Origin of the sequence: Solwaraspora sp. WMMD937 (assembly GCF_029581175.1) — a bacterium.
GTDB lineage: Bacteria > Actinomycetota > Actinomycetes > Mycobacteriales > Micromonosporaceae > Micromonospora_E.
Genome location: NZ_CP120738.1, coordinates 5,554,248 through 5,570,548, shown reverse-complemented (window position 1 = coordinate 5,570,548; position 16,301 = coordinate 5,554,248). Strand labels below are relative to the sequence as shown.

General features: G+C 71.7%; 13 protein-coding genes and 2 pseudogenes. 12 read left to right on the top strand and 3 right to left on the bottom strand.

Annotation, left to right across the window (positions count from 1 at the left end):
• The first annotated feature begins 10 nt into the window (after window positions 1-10).
• A complete protein-coding gene (locus O7621_RS24540) occupies window positions 11-1,330 on the top strand; it encodes a hypothetical protein (RefSeq protein ID WP_282231433.1) in 1,320 nt (439 codons plus the stop codon).
• A gap of 221 nt (window positions 1,331-1,551) precedes the next feature.
• Complete coding sequence (locus tag O7621_RS24535; RefSeq protein ID WP_282231432.1) at window positions 1,552-2,970, top strand: AAA family ATPase; 1,419 nt, start codon at window positions 1,552-1,554, stop codon at window positions 2,968-2,970.
• A 27-nt stretch (window positions 2,971-2,997) separates the two neighbouring features.
• Here the strand turns inward: O7621_RS24535 and O7621_RS24530 are convergent, their stop codons facing one another.
• On the bottom strand, window positions 2,998-4,527 hold the full coding sequence (locus O7621_RS24530) for a hypothetical protein (protein WP_282231431.1): 1,530 nt from the start codon (window positions 4,525-4,527) through the stop codon (window positions 2,998-3,000).
• A gap of 231 nt (window positions 4,528-4,758) precedes the next feature.
• Here O7621_RS24530 and dnaE point away from each other — a divergent pair, with 231 nt between their 5' ends.
• Together dnaE and O7621_RS24520 are read left to right on the top strand one after the other, a co-directional pair.
• Complete coding sequence (gene dnaE / locus O7621_RS24525; RefSeq protein WP_282231430.1) at window positions 4,759-8,301, top strand: DNA polymerase III subunit alpha; 3,543 nt, start codon at window positions 4,759-4,761, stop codon at window positions 8,299-8,301.
• Between the two features lie 21 nt (window positions 8,302-8,322).
• Window positions 8,323-9,126, top strand: coding sequence for a DUF2567 domain-containing protein (locus O7621_RS24520; RefSeq protein WP_282231429.1), 804 nt, complete (start codon window positions 8,323-8,325; stop codon window positions 9,124-9,126).
• Here the strand turns inward: O7621_RS24520 and O7621_RS24515 are convergent.
• Complete coding sequence (locus O7621_RS24515; protein WP_282231428.1) at window positions 9,041-9,742, bottom strand: LON peptidase substrate-binding domain-containing protein; 702 nt, start codon at window positions 9,740-9,742, stop codon at window positions 9,041-9,043. The genes O7621_RS24520 and O7621_RS24515 overlap by 86 nt on opposite strands.
• An 87-nt stretch (window positions 9,743-9,829) precedes the next feature.
• Between O7621_RS24515 and hisD the strand changes: the two are divergent.
• From hisD to hisF, 8 genes and pseudogenes are all read left to right on the top strand, one after another.
• A pseudogene (gene hisD, locus O7621_RS24510) lies at window positions 9,830-11,122 on the top strand (histidinol dehydrogenase); the annotation flags it as partial.
• Window positions 11,123-11,214: 92 nt separating this feature from the next.
• A pseudogene (locus O7621_RS24505) lies at window positions 11,215-12,315 on the top strand (histidinol-phosphate transaminase); the annotation flags it as partial.
• A 112-nt stretch (window positions 12,316-12,427) separates the two neighbouring features.
• Window positions 12,428-13,039, top strand: coding sequence for an imidazoleglycerol-phosphate dehydratase HisB (gene hisB, locus O7621_RS24500; protein WP_123602584.1), 612 nt, complete (start codon window positions 12,428-12,430; stop codon window positions 13,037-13,039).
• Window position 13,040: 1 nt separating this feature from the next.
• Window positions 13,041-13,211 carry a hypothetical protein gene (locus tag O7621_RS24495; protein WP_282231427.1) on the top strand — a complete coding sequence of 57 codons (171 nt, stop codon included), beginning with the start codon at window positions 13,041-13,043 and terminating at the stop codon, window positions 13,209-13,211.
• Window positions 13,211-13,876, top strand: a complete 666-nt coding sequence (hisH, locus tag O7621_RS24490; RefSeq protein WP_282231426.1) for an imidazole glycerol phosphate synthase subunit HisH — start codon at window positions 13,211-13,213, stop codon at window positions 13,874-13,876. The genes O7621_RS24495 and hisH overlap by 1 nt, the downstream gene beginning before the upstream one ends.
• Complete coding sequence (locus tag O7621_RS24485; RefSeq protein ID WP_278170174.1) at window positions 13,873-14,199, top strand: hypothetical protein; 327 nt, start codon at window positions 13,873-13,875, stop codon at window positions 14,197-14,199. The genes hisH and O7621_RS24485 overlap by 4 nt, the downstream gene beginning before the upstream one ends.
• 27 nt (window positions 14,200-14,226) lie before the next feature.
• Entirely contained in the window at window positions 14,227-14,973 is a 747-nt protein-coding gene (gene priA, locus O7621_RS24480) for a bifunctional 1-(5-phosphoribosyl)-5-((5-phosphoribosylamino)methylideneamino)imidazole-4-carboxamide isomerase/phosphoribosylanthranilate isomerase PriA (RefSeq protein WP_282231425.1), read from the top strand.
• Window positions 14,970-15,752, top strand: coding sequence for an imidazole glycerol phosphate synthase subunit HisF (gene hisF, locus O7621_RS24475; protein WP_282231424.1), 783 nt, complete (start codon window positions 14,970-14,972; stop codon window positions 15,750-15,752). Before priA ends, hisF begins: the two co-directional genes overlap by 4 nt.
• Before the next feature lie 33 nt (window positions 15,753-15,785).
• On the opposite strand, the gene O7621_RS24470 is transcribed toward hisF, so the two are convergent.
• The gene (locus O7621_RS24470) at window positions 15,786-16,265 is read right to left on the bottom strand and encodes a hypothetical protein (RefSeq protein ID WP_282231423.1); all 480 of its coding nucleotides are present in this window, start codon (window positions 16,263-16,265) and stop codon (window positions 15,786-15,788) included.
• Between the last annotated feature and the right edge of the window lie 36 nt (window positions 16,266-16,301).

Sequence of the window (16,301 nt, the reverse complement as noted above, 5' to 3'; positions counted from 1 at the left end):
GGAGTCGCCCGTGCGTGCCGGCAACCTGTTGCGGCGAATCGACCGACGGCTGCTGCCGATCCTGGTGGACGCCGCCGTCCGGCTCGCGCAGCGACCGGTCCGTCCCCAGTTGCTCGTCGGGGTGGCCGGGGTGTCGATCAGCGCGGTGCTGGTCGCCGCCGTCTGGGCGGTGGATCACGACGACGGCGCCGTCCGTGCGGTGGACGACATTGTGCAGGTGGGAGTGGCCGAGGGCGAGTCCATACCGGACTACCTCCGGGCGGTACGTGGTGAGCTGGCCACCCTACCGGAGGATCCGGTCCCGGCCGGGTCGACCGGCGACAGCTACGCACTGGTGACCTTCAACGGATACCTGACACCCGACCGGCTCGCCGCTGTCCTGTCCGGAGTGTCCGCCGTGGAGGTGTACACCCGGGTCCCGTTGGGACGGGAGAAGACCCAGGTGATCCGGATGCCGGCCTTCCAGCTGCCCGAGGACGTGCTGACCGGGATGGATCAGGTCACCGAGCGCAAGAGCAGGCAGGCGACCGACTACCGCCGCCGGGTCGCTGAACTCGGCCGGGCAGCCGACCTGGACCAGTGGCTGGCCTACGACAAGGGTGCCCGGGTGGCCACCGCCGAGGCCGCCGCTTACCGCGAGCACTGTGCCTGCGTGTTCGCAGCGGTGGTCCAGGGCGTTCCGGTAGACCTGCGCAGGCTGGCCCGGCTGGCCGAGATCCGGGCCGTCGATCCCGCGCCCGAGGTCCGCCGCCTGGACCGGGCGGTGTTTCTGCCTCCGCTACCGGAGTACGACGGGGTGGTGCCGGTTGGCGACGCCGCGCTCACCAGCAGCGGTTTGCCGTTCGACGTTCCGGCCGCCGAGCCGAGCGGTGCGGCCGACAGCGCGGTCGGTGGCGGCCCGACCGGCGTCGCTCCGGCGACCGGCGTCGCTCCGGACGTGGGGTCAGGCACGCAGACCGGGTCCGCGCCCGACCACGATTCCGCCCCGGACAGCGCCGATTCCGCCCCGGACGCCGAGGACGGCACCCGGGACGGCGCCGACACGTCGCCGGCCGGTCCCGGAAACTCGGCAGCTTCTGGAAATCCGGCAGCTTCTGGAAATCCGGCAGCTTCTGGAAATCCGGCAGCTTCTGGAAACTCGGCCGGTGCTGGAAACCCGGCGGGTCGGGCCACTTCGTCGGCCGGGTCGGGGAGCCCGACCACGGCTCCGTCGGGCCGATCGACCAGCGGGGCGGGCCGTCCGGCCACGCCGGCTGGCTGTACCCCGTCACGGACCGGCGCGTCGCCGGCCACCGTCGGACCGTCGGGCTGCCCGGAGCACCCCCGGTGAACCTTAGTAGCGGGCCGGTATCGACCACCGGTGTCTCGGTTCCGTACGCTACCCCCGGTGCCGCCACGATCCTCGTCAGGTGACGGCTGCGGTGACCGGACTGGGGGAGTCCGGTAGAGATGGCCGGTCGGGCCGAACAACGGGCCTTTGGCGGTGTGGCCTGAACAGGTCTAGCTTCGTAGCCTGTCAGGCGGGGACCGATAGCGCTGGGAGGGCGAGCCGTGGAGGGCACCGAGTCCGGCTGGGGCCGGCCTGCCGAACCAGCGCCGCGCTGGCGTGCGCTGCTCGACCGGGCTCGACTCGGTGGCCGCACCGGTGAGCATCCCGAGGTAGCGGACCGCAACGGGGCGGTACCCCGGCTGCGGGAGAACGGTCGCGGCACCGCCCAGGTGCCGGGTCACCAGCCGGAGCCGGGGCATTCCGCCGGTTCCAGTTGGATGGGCGACTCCGGCCATCCGGCCGGTCCCGGCCACCCCGCCGATCCTGGCTATCCGGCTGATCCTGGTTATCCGGCCGACCCGGGGCCGTCGGCGCCGGCCGCCGGTCGGTACGCCGCCCTGGCGCCGCCGCCGGGTCCGGTCGCCCCGGGTGGCTACGCACCCAGCTATCCGGTGATGCCCGGTCACCCTGCGGACCGAGGCGCTCGCCCGGTGCGCCCGAGTGTGCCGCCACCTCCGGAACAGGGCTTCCCGGCCGGCCCCGAGGTCGGCGGCTACCCGCCGGTCGCCGAGCCGCCCCGCCGGGGCGGGCCAGGGCCGGGGTACCCGCCGGGTCCGGACGGCGGCGGCGGATACCCGGCGCGGATCGAGTGGCGGGAGAGCCGGCCTGACGCGGAGGTCGACCGGGCCACCGGCATCCTGCGCCGCAACCTCGGCATACCGCGGGTGCTGGCGTTTGCGAATCCGAAGGGCGGGGTGCACAAGACGACGGCGACCGTCCTCGCTGCGGCGACGATCGGTAGCGTCCGTGGCCGTGGCGTGCTCGCCTGGGACGACAACGAGCTGCGCGGTACGCTCGGGCTGCGGGCCGGCAGCGCCCGTCACGCCCGGACAATTCGCCATCTGATCTCCGATCTGGTGGAGATCGAGGGATCGCACGGCTACGAGTTGACCGACCGGCTCGACGATTACCTCCGGCACGCCTCCGACGGCTCGTACGATGTACTCGCCGGTGAGGAGAGCCCTCGGTTCGCGCAGCGTCTCGACCCGCACACCGTTCGGCGGGTGCTGGAGCTGCTCCGCCGGACCCACGACGTGATCTGCGTGGACACCGGCAACAACGTGGAGAGCGCCAACTGGCAGACCGTCCTGCAGGCCGCCGATCAGCTGGTGGTCACCTGCGTACCCCGGGAGGACGCGGCATTCACCGCGGACTGGATGCTGGACCTGCTGGACGACGTCGGCATGGGCGACCTGGTACGCAACGCGGTGACCTTGCTGTCCTGCCCGAGTCCGGGGCCGATGCCGCTGCTCGACGACCTGCGCCGGCACTTCGCCACCCGGACCCGGGCGGTCGCCGTGGTGCCCTACGACCCGGCTCTGGAGACCGGATCGTCGATCGAGTACGTGCAGTTGCAGCCGGAGACGCGGCAGGCGTGGCTGCAGGCGGCCTCGATGATGCTGGAGCCGTTCGTCCGCTGAGTCCGGGCCGGTCCCGCTGACCCTTCGTCAGTCGGCCGGCACCCGGTCGGTCGTCGGCTGGCAGCCGTGTGCCACCCCCCAGCGGGAGCACCGGCCGTCCGGGTAGGGCGTCGTGTGTGCGATCCAGGCGAAGTAGCCGGCGTGGTTGGTCCGCTCGTCGGGCAGGTACCGGTCGACGGTGGCGGACCCGGCGGAGGCGAACACGAACAGCAGCGGCACGAGCAGCAGCCCGGCCGGGGCGGTCGGCTCCCGGCCGGCTGGGCCGGTGGCGCCGGTGCGGTCGTGCCAGCGTTGGACGGCGAGCAGCACACCGAATCCGGTGAGGATCAGCAGACAGTAGAGCACCACGGCGGTGGTCCGCGGATACAGCCGTACGGTCTGGGTCTCCCACTGTTCGCTGGCCAGCCACATCCGCAGGAACCAGGCGCTGGCCGCGCACGCGCCGAGGGCGATCACGATGCTGCGCCGCCAGGCCAGCGCGAGGGCCAGCCCGAGCCCGACCGCGAGCAGCAGGGTGAACAGTCCGACCCCGCCGAGTTCGCCGACCGGCGGCCAGACCGGGCCGACGTCGGCTGGTCGGTCGTTGCGCCACATCGCGATGTACGCCGGCTCGGTGTCGGTGTCGAAGTAGAAGTAGTCGTCGGAGGTGCCGCCGGTCGGGGCGAGCAGGCCGCGTAGATGTACCCAGCCGACCAGCACGAAGCTGACCACGGTCGCGCCGCCGAGTAGCAGGACCGACCGCGAGCCGGTCCGCCACGGGGCGGTCAGCGCGACGGCCACCAGCATTCCGCCCGCGCACCAGACGAACCACCCGGAGTAGAGCAGGAAGAGCAGTCCGAGGCCGAGCCCGGCCAGCGTGCCGGCCAGCAGTGCCCGCCGGGCGGTCATCCGGTCCGCCCGGCGGACCGTCGACAGGAACTTCACCAGCACCGGGATCAGCATCACCAGGGTGATCTGCGGGTACGGCTTGACCGGTTCGATCATCGGCAGCATCGCCAGCACCCCGACGGTCACCGCCCAGAGCGGACGCAGCACCAACCGCCAGGCGAGGTAGGCAGCCGGGCCGAACAGGGCCGTACCGGCCAACTGGAGGTCCTTGAGGGCGAGGACCTGCGGTTGGTCGGTCAGCCGGGCCCAGGCCCCGATCATCCAGAAGACGGCCGGTGGGTAGTGGTCGGAGATCTCCTGCCCGGACCACAACGCGGCGGTCCATTCGAGGATCCACTGGTAGTCGCCGCCGCCGGCCCACAGCGGCAGCTGGGTGCCGCGCAGTGCCACCGCGATCCCCCCGGCGACGAGCCCGGTAGCGAGTCCGGCGATCGCGGCGCAGCCGGCCCGGACGATGTACGGGCGGTGTGCCGGGGCGAGCAGCCGGTGGGTCAGCACCATCGCGACGACCAGCACGCCGGCCAGCACCGCGAACCGGAGCTGGAGTGCTGCCAAGCCGCTCACCTGGCCTTTTCGGTCCAGCGGATCGACATTAATGTCTTTGCTCCAGGCCAGGAACCCGAACGCGGTGCCGATGCTGACCAGCGCCTCGATGCCGATACCGGCCAACCTGGAGCGAAATGTGGGTCTCTGTCTGGCTGCCTTCACACAGAGACGGTAAACCCTCACTGACGGTGTTGTCGGGCGGAGCTCGTGGTCTGCCGGGAGTGTCGCGAGTCGCGACGAGTGAAAGTGGCGCGGCGTCGTACGGCTACGGACCCCGCGCGCCTCGGTGCGGGGCCGGCGGCGACACGATAGGGTTCGCTGGTCGTGCCGGGACGGGAGAAGGGGGCCGGGTCGGTGTCCGATGGTTTTGTGCACCTGCACGTGCACACAGAGTATTCGATGCTCGATGGAGCGGCCCGGTTGAAGGAACTGTTCGCCGAGGCCAACCGTCTGGAAATGCCGGCCCTGGCGATGACCGACCACGGCAATCTTTTCGGCGCGTACGATTTTTTCAAGCAGGCGACCGGCGCCGGGGTGAAACCGATCATCGGCCTGGAGGCGTATCTGACGCCGGGGACGGACCGGCGGGACCGGACCAGGGTGCGGTGGGCCGACGGCGGGGAGAACGACGTCTCCGGTGGTGGCGCGTACACCCACATGACGATGCTGGCGGCGGACGCGGACGGCCTGCGTAACCTGTTCCGGCTGGGCTCGCGGGCGAGCCTGGAGGGGTACTTCTACAAGCCGCGTGCGGACCGGGAACTGCTGAACGAGTACGGCAAGGGGATCATCGCGACCACGGGGTGCCCGTCCGGTGAGGTCCAGACCTGGTTGCGGATCGGTGACTTCGAGAAGGCGTGCGCGTCGGCGGCCGAATTCCGCGACATCTTCGGGGCCGACAACTTCTACCTGGAGTTGATGGATCACGGTCTGGGTATCGAGACCCGGGTCCGGGACGATCTGATCCGGCTCGGAAAGCGGTTGAATCTCAAACCGGTCGCGACCAATGATCTGCACTACACGCATGAACGGGACGCGGATGCGCACGAGGTGCTGCTGTGTGTCCAGTCCGGTTCGACGATGGCTGACCCGAAGCGGTTCAAGTTCGACGCCCGGGACTTCTATCTCAAATCCGCTTCGGAGATGCGGAAACTGTGGGACGCCGAGGTGCCGGGGGCGTGTGACAACACTCTCGAGATCGCCGAGAAGATCGGCGACTATTCGGCGTTGTTCTCGTCCCGGGACCTGATGCCGCAGTTCCCGGTGCCGGCCGGGGAGACCGAGGAGTCGTTCCTGCGGGCCGAGGTGATGCGGGGGCTGGAGCGTCGGTTCCCCGGCGGGGTGCCCGACGGGCACCGCCGGCAGGCCGAGTACGAGCTCGACGTGATCCTCAAGATGGGGTTCCCGGGCTACTTCCTGGTGACTGCGGACCTGGTGCACTACGCCAAGCGGGAAGGCATCCGGGTCGGTCCGGGCCGTGGTTCGGCGGCCGGGGCGCTGATCGCGTACGCCCTGGGTATCACCGAGCTGGATCCCATCCCGCACGGCCTGCTGTTCGAGCGGTTCCTGAATCCGGACCGGGTGTCGATGCCGGATATCGACATGGACTTCGACGAGCGTCGCCGCGGTGACATGATCCGGTATGCGACCGAGCGGTACGGCGAGGAACGGGTCGCCCAGATCATCACCTACGGCACGATCAAGGCGAAGGCCGCGATCAAGGACGCCGCCCGGGTGCTCGGCTACCCGTTCGCGATGGGTGACCGGATCACCAAGGCGATGCCGCCGCCGGTGATGGGCAAGGACATCCCGCTGACCGGCATCTTCGACCCGAAACACCCGCGCTACCCGGAGGCGGTGGAGTTCCGGGCGCTGTACGAGTCCGACGGCGAGGTCCGCAAGATCGTCGACACGGCCAAGGGCCTGGAGGGGCTGAAACGGCAGTGGGGGGTGCACGCGGCCGGGGTGATCCTGTCCCGCGACCCCTTGGTGGACGTGCTGCCGATCCAGAAGCGGGAGCAGGACGGGGCGATCATCACCCAGTGGGACATGGGCGCGTGTGAGTCCATCGGCCTGCTGAAGATGGACTTCCTCGGGCTGCGCAACCTGACCGTGATGGACGACTGCCTGGCCGGGATCGCCGACAACCAGAACCTCAACCTGGTCCTCGAGGATCTGCCGCTGGACGACAAGCGCGCCTACGAGCTGCTCGCCCGGGGCGACACGCTCGGGGTGTTCCAGCTCGACGGCGGGCCGATGCGGTCACTGCTGCGCTCGATGGTGCCGGACAACTTCGAGGACATCTCCGCCGTCCTCGCCCTGTACCGGCCGGGTCCGATGGGCGCCAACGCGCACAACGAGTACGCCGACCGTAAGAACAACCGTAAACCGGTGGTGCCGATCCACCCCGAGCTGGCCGAACCCCTCGCCGACATCCTGGGCGACACCTACGGGTTGATCGTCTACCAGGAGCAGGTCATGGCGATCGCCCAGCAGCTGGCCGGCTACACGCTCGGCGCCGCGGACCTGCTGCGTCGGGCGATGGGCAAGAAGAAGAAGGAGATCCTGGACAAGGAGTACGTGCCGTTCTCGCAGGGCATGCGGGACAACGGCTACTCCGACGAGGCGATCAAGACGCTGTGGGACATCCTGGTCCCGTTCTCCGACTACGCGTTCAACAAGGCGCACACCGCCGGCTACGGTCTGGTGTCGTACTGGACGGCGTACCTGAAGGCCAACTACCCGGCCGAGTACATGGCCGCGCTGCTGACCAGCGTCGGCGACGACAAGGACAAGGCCGCCGTCTACCTGGCCGAGTGCCGGCGGATGAAGATCAAGGTGCTGCCGCCGGACGTCAACGCCTCCGGAGCCCGGTTCACCGCCGTCGGCGCCGACATCCGGTTCGGCCTGGCCGCCGTGCGTAACGTGGGCACGAACGTCGTCGACGCGATCGCCCGGTGCCGCAAGGACAAGGGCGCCTACACCGACTTCTACGACTTCCTGCGCAAGGTCGACCCGGTGGCCTGCAACAAACGCACCGTCGAATCGCTGATCAAGGCGGGCGCGTTCGACTCCCTCGGCCACACCCGCCGGGGTCTGCTGACCGTGCACGCCGACGCGATCGACTCGTTCATGGACCTCAAACGCAACGAGGCGGTCGGCCAGTACGACCTGTTCGGCGACGCGTTCGGCGCCGCCGACCCGGCCGGCGGCGGCGCGGGCCCGATGGTGGTCACCCCACCGATCCCCGACGACGAGTGGGACAAGACCGACCTGCTCACCTTCGAACGGGAGATGCTCGGCCTGTACGTCTCCGACCACCCGCTGTTCGGCGTCGAGCATGTCCTCGCCAACGCCGCCGACATGTCCATCGCCGCCCTGGCCGAGGACGGTGCGGTCGCCGACGGCACCGTGGTCGTCCTGGCCGGCATCCTCTCCGGGGTGCAGCGGCGGATCACCAAGCAGGGCCGGGCGTGGGCCTCGGCCACCCTGGAGGACCTCGGCGGCGCCGTCGAGGTGCTGTTCTTCCCGAACACCTACGAACTCGTCGGCCAGTACATCGCCGAGGACGCCATCGTCGTGGTGAAGGGCCGGGTCGACCGCCGCGACGACCAGCCCCGACTGATGGCGATGGACCTGTCCGTACCGGAGATCACCGCCGCGGACGAGATCAAGCCCATCGTGATCGCGCTGTCCCCGGCCCGCTGCACCCCGCCCCTGGTCGACAGCCTCCGCGACGTGCTGACCAGCCACCCCGGCTCGGCCGAGGTGCACGTCAAACTCGTCAACGGCGGCCGCGCCACCCTGCTGCGCCTCGGCCCGCACCGGGTCGCCCCGACGACCGCGTTGATGGCCGACCTCAAGGCGCTCCTTGGCCCTACCGCCGTAGCCGGCTGAGATCTGCGAGAGGATCGACGGGTGAGTTCCACCGCCGACGCCGGCCCACCCGGCGACCCGACCGGCCCGTCCGGAGCGTCGCCGGCACCTTTGCCCGACGTCGGCGCGGCGGGGTCCACCCCGGCCGTCGGCCGTCGCCGGACCTGGCGACGGCCAGGGCTGTACGTCGCCGCCGCGATCACCGTGGGCGGTGCTCCGCTCGGCGTCGCCTGGTCGATGCTGGCCCCCTGGATCCCGGTGGTCAAGACCGAGCAGGGTGCGGCGGTACGGGGCGGCGACCCGGAGGTCTTCGTCGCCGCCGACGGCTGGTTCGCGATGCTCGGCGTCGGCTACGGGATCCTCGCCGGGATCGTCGTCTGGGCGGCACTGCCCCGGTCCCGCGGCCCGTACGGGCTGGTCGCCGTTACCGCCGGTGGGCTCGGCGCGGCGGCGCTGGCCTGGGCTCTCGGCCGGCAGATCGGCCTGGCCGGCTACCAGCGGGCGATCGAGGCGGCGGCGCTCGGTGCCCAGTTGGAGCGGCCACCGGACCTGCAGGCCGGCGACTTCGACCTGTGGTTCGGCGTGCTGCCGACGGTCACCGGCGCGTTCGGCGCTCCGGCGCTCGGCGCAGTGCTGGCGTACACCATGCTGGCTGGCTGGTCCAGCCACCCGGACCTGCGTCCGGGTCCGGACCGGGGCGAAACCGGGTCTGACCTTCCGATCCTCCCGGCGGCCCCGGACGTCGCCGCCGACCCGCGAATCAGTTCGGACTCGCCGGAACCGCCAACTCGGGCAACGGGACCGGCACCGCCCGCACCCGGCGCAGCAGCGCCACCTCCCGATTGAGCATCCGCAGCTCGGCCCGCAGCCGTCGGGCGGTGTCCAGCTCCGCCAGCAGCGCCTGTCGCTCGCTGATGTGCAACGCGGCGGTCGCCGCCACCAGGTGGGAGAGCACGGTCGGGGTCTCCGGCAGCTGCTCGGTGATCTCGGCCGAGTCGGTCCGGACCAGATCGAGATACTGCCGGAACACCGCGAGCACCTGCGGGGCCAGCAGGTCGGCCAGCTTCTCGGACCCGGTCGGTTCGGGCAGCCACTGCACCGACGCGGTGAGGTACGGCGTACCTTCGGTGGCCAGGTCGGTGATCCGGAACCGGCGCCGGCCCACCGTCACGATGTCGTACCGTCCGTTCGGCAGCTCGGTGACCTGCCGCAGCTGAGCGGTGCAGCCGATCTCGTGCAGGCTGACCGAGGTCGGTGCCGGCGCGCCCGGCGGCCCGGCGCTCGGCAGCACCTCCCAGCCACGCCGGATCGCCACCACCCCGAACTCCCGGGTGACGCCCTCGGGCAGGCTGGTCAGATGCCGGACCAGTGCCCGGTAACGCTCCTCGAAGATGTGCAGAGGCAAGACCAACCCGGGGAAGAGCACCGTCCCGAGCGGAAAGACCGGTAGCCGCTGACCCACCGGTCGAGCCTAGCGTGGTCACGCTCACTGTCCCGTCCGCTGGACGGCCGGCGTCCGGCCAGTGGGAGGACGCCTAGACTCGCAAGCGTGCTGAACCGGATCGACCTGCGAGGCGGGTCGCCTGACCCGCGCGGCCTGCTGCCCCGTGCCCAGCTCGACGTCTCCGTGGCGGTCGAGCGGATCCGCCCGCTGGTGGAGGCGGTCCGTGACCATGGCTACCCAACGATCCGGGAGGCGGCCGAGCGGTTCGACGGGGTCAGCCCGCACCGGCTGCGGGTGCCCACCGAAGCGCTCGCCGCGGCCGAGCGCGACCTCGATCCCGGGGTCCGGGCCGCGCTGCTGGAATGCATCGACCGGGCCCGGCGGGTGCACGCCGACCAGCGCCGGATCGACGTCACCACCCAGGTGGTGCCCGGCGGCACCGTCACCGAGCGTTGGGTGCCGGTCGGCCGGGTCGGGTTGTACGTGCCCGGCGGGCTGGCGGTGTACCCGTCGACCGTGGTGATGAACGTGGTCCCCGCTCAGGTCGCCGGGGTGGCATCGCTGGTGGTGACCAGCCCGCCGCAGCGCGACAACGACGGGCTGCCCGATTCGCGGGTACTGGCCGCCTGCGCCCTGCTCGGCGTCGACGAGGTGTACGCGGTCGGCGGCGCCCAGGCCGTCGCGATGCTCGGCTACGGTGCCGCGGTCGACCCGGACGGGACCGACCGGTGCGCCCCGGTCGACGTGATCACCGGGCCGGGCAACATCTGGGTCACCGCCGCCAAGCGGCTGCTGCGTGGGGTGGTCGGTATCGACGCCGAGGCCGGCCCGACCGAGATCGCCATCCTCGCCGACGACACCGCGGACCCGGTGCATGTCGCCGCCGACCTGATCAGCCAGGCCGAGCACGACCCGTTGGCGGCCAGCGTACTGGTCACCCCGTCGACCGGGCTGGCCGACGCGGTTGACCGGGAACTGGCCCGGCAGGTGCCGGCCACCCGGCACGCCGACCGGATCGCGACCGCACTCGGCGGCGAGCAGTCCGGCCTCGTCCTGGTCGACGACCTCGACGCCGGTCTGGCCGTGGTCGACGCGTACGCCGCCGAGCACCTGGAGATCCAGACCCGGGACGCCCGGCAGTGGGCGCTACGGGTCCGCAACGCCGGGGCGGTCTTCGTCGGCGCGCACGCCCCGGTGTCGCTGGGTGACTACTGCGCCGGCTCCAACCACGTCCTGCCCACCGGCGGCTGCGCCCGGCACTCCTCGGGTTTGTCGGTGCAGTCCTTCCTGCGCGGTATCCACCTCGTCGAGTACGACGCGGACGCGTTGCGTGACGTCGCCGACCACGTGGTCACCCTGGCGGAGGCGGAGGACCTGCCGGCGCACGGGCAGGCGGTCCGGGCCCGGTTCGCCGACCCGGCCGGCATCGCCGCCCCGGTGGCGAACTCACCGGCCGTTTCCCCGACTGCGGGTGGACCGGCGGTGACCAGATGAGCGGCCCGGTCACCCTGGACGACCTGCCGATCCGCGACGATCTGCGCGGGCGCAGCCCGTACGGCGCACCGCAGTTGGACGTTGCGGTGCGGCTCAACACCAACGAGAACTCCTACCCGCTGCCGGACGTCGTGGTCGAGGCGATCGCCGAGGCGGTCACCGCCGAGCTGCGGCAACTCAACCGCTACCCGGACCGGGACGCGCTCGCACTGCGGGCCGACCTGGCCGGCTATCTCGGGCACGGGCTGACCACCGCCGAGGTGTGGGCGGCCAACGGCTCCAACGAGATCCAGCAGCAGTTGTTGCAGGCGTTCGCCGGTCCCGGCCGGGTGGCGCTCGGCTTTACCCCGGCGTACTCGATGCATCCGTTGCTGGCGGTGGGCACCGGCACCCGATGGGTGGACGGCCGACGCGGACCCGACTTCGACCTGTCCGCCGACGACGCGGCCGGCCAGGTGTTCGAGCATCAGCCGGACCTGGTCTTCCTCTGCTCCCCGAACAACCCGACCGGGACCGCCCTGGACCCGGCGGTGGTGCGGGCGGTGCTGGCCGCCGCGCCGGGCATGGTCGTCGTCGACGAGGCGTACGCCGAGTTCGCCCGTCCGGGTACGGCCAGCGCGGTGCGGCTGCTGTCGACGCATCCACGGCTGGTGGTGACCCGGACGATGAGCAAGGCGTTCGGTTTCGCTGGCGGTCGACTGGGCTACCTGGCCGCGCATCCTGCGGTGGTCGACGCGGTCCAACTGGTCCGCCTGCCCTACCATCTGTCGGCACTCACCCAGGCGGCGGCCCGGGCGGCGCTGGCGCACCGGGACACCCTGCTCGGTACGGTACAGGTGATCATGCAACAGCGGGACCGGATCGTCGCCGAGCTGCGTCGGCTCGGGCTCGCCGTGGCGGACAGCGACGCCAACTTCGTGCTGTTCGGCGTCGGTGGCGGCGACAGTGGCGTCGGTGACCAGCGGGCCGTCTGGCAGGCGTTGCTGGAACGTGGGGTGCTGGTCCGTGACGTCGGGCTGGCCGGCTGGCTGCGGGTGACGGCCGGGACGCCGCAGGAGACCGGCGTGTTCCTTGACGCGATGACCGAACTGGTCGCCAGGTCCGAGCCGGTCGCCAACTCCGAACAAGCTACCAAGTCCGAGACAGCCGCGATGACCGAGTCGCGCGCCGGCCTGCGTCCGGCGCGCACCGGCGGAACGGAGTGAAGTGATGAACCGCACCGCGCGGGTCGAACGCACCACGGCCGAGACCAAGGTGCTGGTGGAGCTGGACCTCGATGGCACCGGCACCGCCGACATCGGCACCGGTGTCGGCTTCTACGACCACATGCTGCACCAGATTGCCCGGCACGGCGGCTTCGACCTGACCGTACAGACGGTCGGTGACCTGGAGATCGACGCACACCACACGATGGAGGACACGGCGATCGCGCTGGGCACGGCGCTGCGCCAGGCGCTGGGCGACAAGGCGGGCATCCGCCGGTACGGCTCGGCCACCATCCCGATGGACGAGGTACTGGTACGGGCGGCGGTCGACCTCTCCGGCCGGCCGTACGTGGTGCACGACGAGCCGGCGCTGGCGCCGTACATCGGGCCGGTCTACCCGACCAGCATGACCCGGCACATCTGGGAGTCGCTCGGCCACTCGGCCATGATCACGCTGCACGTGTCGGTGCTGCGGGCCGCCCGCGACGGCGGCCACCCGGACGCGCACCACGTGGTCGAGGCCCAGTTCAAGGCGGTCTCGCGGGCGCTGCGCGAGGCGGTGGCGATCGACCCCCGGTCGGCCGGCTCGGTGCCCAGCACCAAAGGCGCGCTGTAACGTGGACGGCTTCCTGCCGGTGGCGCTGTTCGCGCTGGCCGGGGTGCTGGTCGGTGGTGTCTGGTCGCTGCACCGTCAGGGTGCCGGGCGGGGGGCCGTCGGTCTGGCCGCCGGCCTCGCCCTGCTGGCGGTCGCCGCCGGCGTGTTCTGGCTGCTACCGGGAGGTGACTGATGGCCACGCCACCGCCGGCTGTCGTGGTGCTCGACTACGGCTCGGGCAATCTGCGCTCCGCCGAACGGGCGCTGGCCCGGGCCGGTGCCGAGGTGACCGTGACCGCCGACCTGGCCGCGGCCGACGCCGCAGCCGGGCTGGTGGTGCCGGGCGTCGGCGCGTACGCGGCGTGCATGTCCGGTATCGACGAGCTGGGTGCGGCGCCGGTGATCGCGCGGCGGGTCGCCGAGGGCCGCCCGGTACTCGGCATCTGCGTCGGCATGCAGATCCTCTTCGAGTACGGCGAGGAGCACGGGGTGGTCACCAAAGGGCTCGGTCTGCTGCCCGGCGGGGTTCGTCGGCTGCCGGCCGAGCGGGTGCCGCACATGGGCTGGAACACCGTGGCCGCGCCGGCCGGCAGCACCCTGTTCGGCGGTCTGCCCGACGACGCCCGGTTCTACTTCGTGCACTCGTACGCGGCGCTCGCCGTCGACCAGCTGACCGCCGCCGGCGTCCTGGTCACCACCACCGAACATGGGACCGGTTTCGTGGCCGCCGCCGAACGCGGTGCGCTGTCGGCGACGCAGTTCCATCCGGAGAAGTCCGCCCAGACCGGGGCGATCCTGCTGGGAAACTGGTTGGCCACGTTGACTCCACCGACCACGACGGTAGGGGAGGACCGGTGAGCAAGGAACGGGCCCGCCGCCGGGCCGCCCGGCTGGCCGAGGCGGAACGCGAGCGGGCCGCCCGCGCCCGGACCAGCGCCCGCCGGCAGCGGCGCCGGTCCGCGCTGCGCCGGCTCACCCCGCGTCGGCCGGGCGGGCGCACCGGGCGGCTGTTCATCCGGCGTAGCCGCGCCGAACGCGCCGGGATCGCGGTGCTGACCGTGGCGGCGCTGGCGGTCGTCTGGCTGGCCGTGCCGGACATGGCGCTGCGTCTGCTGCTGATCGCCGTACTGCTGCTCGTGGCACCCGCCGTCGTGGTCATCGCGCTCGGCCGACGGACCTGACACCCACCATCTTCGAGGAGACGATCCGTGACCCTGACCCTGCTTCCCGCTGTCGATGTCGCCGACGGCCAGGCCGTCCGCCTGGTCCAGGGCGCGGCCGGTAGCGAAACCTCCTACGGCGATCCGCTGGAGGCAGCGCTCGCCTGGCAGCGTGACGGTGCGGAGTGGATCCACCTGGTCGACCTCGACGCCGCCTTCGGCCGGGGCAGCAACGCCCACCTGCTCGCCGAGGTGGTCCGGCAGATCGACGTGGCGGTGGAGTTGTCCGGCGGGATCCGCGACGACGAGTCGCTCGCCGCCGCGCTGGGCACCGGCGCGGCCCGGGTCAACATCGGCACCGCCGCGTTGGAGGACCCGATCTGGTGTGACCGGATCGTCGCGGAGTACGGCGACCGGGTGGCGATCGGCCTGGACGTGCGCGGCCGCACCCTGGCCGCCCGGGGCTGGACCCGCGACGGTGGCGACCTGTTCGAGATCCTCGAACGGCTGGACAAGGCCGGTGCCGCGCGGTACGTGGTCACCGACATCACCAAGGACGGCACCATGCGGGGACCGAACCTGGACCTGCTCCGTGAGGTGTGCTCGCGGACCGACGCGCCGGTGATCGCCTCCGGCGGCGTGTCCACCCTGGATGATCTGCGGGCGCTCGCCACTCTGGAATCGGCCGGGGTGGAGGGAGTGATCGCGGGCAAGGCGCTGTACGCCGGCGCGTTCAGCGTAGCGCAGGCGCTCGCCGCGCTGCGCGACGCCGGCCGATCGGAGGCCTCGGCGTGACCGTCGCGGTCCGGGTGATTCCCTGCCTCGACGTGGACGCGGGCCGGGTGGTCAAGGGGGTCAACTTCGTCGACCTGCGCGACGCCGGGGACCCGGTCGAGTTGGCCGCAGCCTACGACGCGGCCGGCGCGGACGAGTTGACCTTTCTCGACGTCACCGCCTCCTCCGATGCCCGCGGCACCATGCTGGACGTGGTCCGTCGAACCGCCGAGTCGGTCTTCATCCCGCTGACCGTCGGCGGCGGGGTGCGGTCGGTGGAGAACGTGGACACGCTGCTGCGCGCCGGGGCGGACAAGGTGGGGGTGAACACCGCGGCGATCGCCCGTCCCGGTCTGATCGCCGAGATCGCCGACCGGTTCGGCCGGCAGGTGCTGGTGCTGTCCCTGGATGTACGCCGCGCCGGGCGGGAGACGGTCGCCAGCGGCGACACGCCGAGCGGGTTCGAGGTGACCACCCACGGCGGTCGGCGGGGGACCGCGATCGACGCGGTGGCCTGGGCGCGGCGCGGTGCCGAACTGGGTGCCGGGGAGATCCTGCTCAACTCGATGGACGCCGACGGCACCAAGGCGGGTTTCGACGTCGAGCTCATCGCTGCGGTACGGGCGGTGGTCGACATCCCGGTGATCGCCAGTGGCGGTGCCGGTGCCACCGCGCACTTCCCGCCGGCGGTGGCCGCCGGGGCCGACGCGGTCCTCGCCGCGAGCGTGTTCCACTTCGGCGAGCTCACCATCGGCGCGGTCAAACGGGAGCTGCGCGACGCCGGCCACCCGGTGCGTTGACCGCCGTAGCCGGCCCCGTCGACCCGCCCGAGGTCAGGCCCGGCCCTGCCGGGCTGCGGCGGAGTTCTCCACCGAACGCCGGGGCGTCGGCGGTAGGAAACGCCCGGTGTATTCGAGCATCGCGGCAGCGTGGTCCTGGTCGTCCAGCTGCCACTCGGCCTCGGCGGTGGTGGTGTACCGCTGGTCGAGCACCCCGTGCACACTGTCCACAGTGGTAGTCAGACCGCTGCGTGGCCGGTCCCGCCACAGCTGTTCACCGGCCTCGGTGACCTGGAACCAGCCGTCGCTGACCGAGACCAGTCCGGCACCGAGCAGTCGGCGCACCCCGGTCTCGATCTCTTCCCGGGTGGGGATCGCCTGGTTGAGGTGTTCGGCGGTGGTGAGCACGTCGACCAGGCGTACCCCTTCGGGCCGGCGGCTCAGCGGCGACCTGCGGTGCCGACCCACCTTGCCCGCGATGACCGTCGAGACGAAGATCCACGCGTCCGACCAAGCCCACCCCTCGTCCATCATCTGCCCATGATGCCGCGCGGGGCGCGCGGGCGGAAC